Source organism: Streptomyces sp. NPDC002784, from assembly GCF_053592135.1.
Genome location: NZ_JBSFVD010000121.1, coordinates 1 through 2,885 on the forward strand (window position 1 = coordinate 1; position 2,885 = coordinate 2,885).

The following is a 2,885-nucleotide window of genomic DNA, read 5'->3' on the forward strand; positions in this document are numbered from 1 at the left end:
GGTTGTACGGCTTTCCCATCACCGCGCGGCGGGCCCTGCGCGATGTCGTCGTGGGTGGTTATCGCATCCGGGCAGGCACGGAAACCGTACTCAACACCTACGGACTGCACCGCGATCCGGCGGTCTTCCCGCAGCCGCATGTGTTCTCGCCTGACCGGTGGCTGAACCGCTCCGTGGTGTCTCCGAATTCCTTCCTCCCTTTCGGAGCCGGGGCGCACTATTGCCTGGGAGCTTCGTTCGTGTCCGCCAATGCCGCCGTCGCCCTGGCGACTCTGGTCTCCCGATGGCGGCTGCGTACGGTCCCCGGAAAACGACCCGCTCTCGCCCCCCTCTCTCTGTTCGTTCGTCCGGACCAGCTCATCATGACGGCGACACCGCACCCGGGCCGTCCCCCCGCCGTTCCCCGCCAGACCGGCCAAGGAATGTCGGGCAATTGCCCCGTCACGCCCCGAAATTTCCTGTGAAGGCCGCCCCACCTCCGTACGCCGGAAGCAGTCCGGAGTTCCCGGCCACGGGGGCGGTGCGTACAGATGTCTCCGGATTGCCGTCCATCGGTCTGACGGCGCTCTACACCGGGCACGTATGGGTACGCCACAAGCTGGCACCTGCTGAATTCGCCACCATGCGAGGTCGCTGCCTCTATGGCGTCCTGTCCCCGCTGATGGCAGCCAAGCAAGCGCTGGGAGAGCCCGTTCTGGCAGATTTCCTGCTGGCCCGGCACAGGGTTATCGACCACCTGCTTGCCGGGGCTATCGAATCAGGTCAGGTAAGCCAGGTCGTCGAGTTCGCCGCAGGCATGTCCCCCCGGGGCACCACCACGTTGGAAAAGTACGGGGAACCACTGCGCTACGTAGAAACCGACCTGCGTCCCATGGCGGAACGAAAGAGGCGGCTCCTCGACCGGATCGCTGCGCCTGCCGGCGGCAAGCACTACGTCGCCGAGGCGGATGTCACACAGCGCTGCGGCTTTCACAGCCCGGCAGTCGTCCTCGGGCGACTGGACCACAGTCAAGGGGTCGTCGTCATCACCGAAGGCTTGCTCAACTATCTGCCACGCGCCACAGTCACGGCTTTCTGGGCGGACATCGCTCATGCCGCCCGGAAATTCCCACACTGCCTCTACCTGTCCGATCTTCACCTAGGCGCTGAGAACATGGAATGGTCCGACAGGGCTTTTTCGAAAGTCCTACGTGCCACAACTGGCGGGCATCACGGATTCCCCTTCCATGGAGCGGCGGATGCCGAGTCTGCCCTGCGGCTGGCGGGGTTTGATCCGGTTTCCCTGCACCGCCCGGCGTCTTTCGGCTCAGTGCTGCCGGGAATGTACAAGCCCGGTGCGCAGAAGGTCCGGATCATCGCTGCCCACGCGTCATGACCCCTTGGTGAAACGAAAATCGTGCGATCTCCTCACCTAGAGGCTTACCCCTCCGAGTGTGAACCTCTGTGACTGCCGCATGTTGTTTCGAATCGTCACTGCATCTGTAGCGGCGGTCGGCAGCTGCTCTCCAGGGCATACAGCGTGGCGGTGCGCGTCCACGGGCAACCCCGGCCCGGTCGAGGGAATCTTTCCGTACGTTTCGCTGCCCGTTCCTTCCCCACCGAGAGGCAGGATTCCGCCGATGGTTCAGGTGGACGTTTTCTGGACTTACGCGATCGGTTCCGGTTTCGCACTGGCCACCGCGCCCACCATCGAGGTGAGTCAACATGCCAGAAGAGATCTGTGGCTGCCTCTACGGCGGCCGGACCGCGCCTTCGTCGCGACGCTGCTCTATCTTGGCGTGCTGTTCTCTCCCAGTGGCGCCTGGTTACTGTGGCGGTTCCCCGGCTGGGAGACCATGTACGCGCTTCCGCACCCTCCGGCGTGGCTGGCGGCGGTGTTCAGCGGGAGCAACGTCCTTTGCGGCGCGGTGGGGTACGTGCTGACCCTCGCTCTCCTCGCGCGGGGAGCCCGATGGGCCGGGCTGCTTCAGTGCCTGTGGCCGCACACCCTGATGTTCTTTATCCTCCTGCACGGCTGGGACGGCACGGGCATGCGCCGGTTTCTCACTGCCACTCCGGCCCAATGGGCAGCCGGAATGAACCCCGCACTCCCTCACCTGGCCCTCCACTGGGCGCAGTCGCCCGTCGCGCTCACTCTTGGCGGCATGGGTGTCGTTCTCATCCCGACTCAATGTGCGATGCTCGCGCGCCAACGCACCCACGCCTTGCGGACCCGAGCCCTGGTGCCGGGGCCACGCGAGGACGGGGTGCGGTTCGTACGTGATCTCGCGGCCCTCGTCTTCGGCCCCTGCCTGCTGGCCGCGGTCTGTCTGCATCTGCTGATCGGCTGCTTTGGATGGCTCCCCGGGGCCGCCATCTTCTCCGCCGCTCTCCCCCTGCTACGCCGTGAAGGCCCACTGGCGGGAAGAGCCGTCACCCGGTTGTTGCTACCCGTTTCCGCACAGAGCGGATCGCTGCCCGCGCGACGAAAGGAATTTGCCCCATGCGACGTCGAACGCTACTGATCACTGGCGCCAGCGGCGTAGTCGGTGCCGCGGCGATCCCTCTACTGCGAGAGCGCTACGAGGTCATCGCACTCACCCACCGGGCCGGTGCGCCCGGTCGCACCGTGGCCGGTGATGTCACCAGCCGATGGCTCGGCCTGGCACCTGAGACATATCGCGCCCTGACAGACGAGGTGGACGTGGTGGTCCACAGTGCCGCGGCCACCGGCTTCCAGCGGGACACCGATCACGCCTGGCAGGTGAATGTCGAAGGCGCCCGCCGGGTCAGCAAGTTCGCCCTGCACGCCGGAGCCCGGTTGGTCCACCTGTCCAGCGCCTTCACCGCACATGCCGGTCTCGTACGGAAGAACGCCACTGCTTACGCGGGTGATGTCGCCGCAC

4 protein-coding genes are annotated in these 2,885 nt (G+C 65.8%); all 4 read left to right on the forward strand.

What is annotated here, in order from left to right; all coding sequences use genetic code 11:
• A partial coding sequence (locus tag ACWD1Z_RS37000; protein WP_451125251.1) for a cytochrome P450 occupies nt 1-464 on the forward strand: 464 nt, incomplete at its 5' end.
• A 56-nt stretch (nt 465-520) separates the two neighbouring features.
• Nucleotides 521-1,375: a class I SAM-dependent methyltransferase gene (locus ACWD1Z_RS37005; protein ID WP_451125253.1), complete on the forward strand. Its 855-nt coding sequence runs from the start codon at nt 521-523 to the stop codon at nt 1,373-1,375.
• Between the two features lie 244 nt (nt 1,376-1,619).
• The gene (locus ACWD1Z_RS37010; protein WP_451125255.1) at nt 1,620-2,504 is read left to right on the forward strand and encodes a hypothetical protein; all 885 of its coding nucleotides are present in this window, start codon (nt 1,620-1,622) and stop codon (nt 2,502-2,504) included.
• Nucleotides 2,483-2,885 (forward strand): SDR family oxidoreductase (locus tag ACWD1Z_RS37015; protein ID WP_451125257.1); only part of this gene is annotated, 403 nt, incomplete at its 3' end. The genes ACWD1Z_RS37010 and ACWD1Z_RS37015, both read left to right, overlap by 22 nt.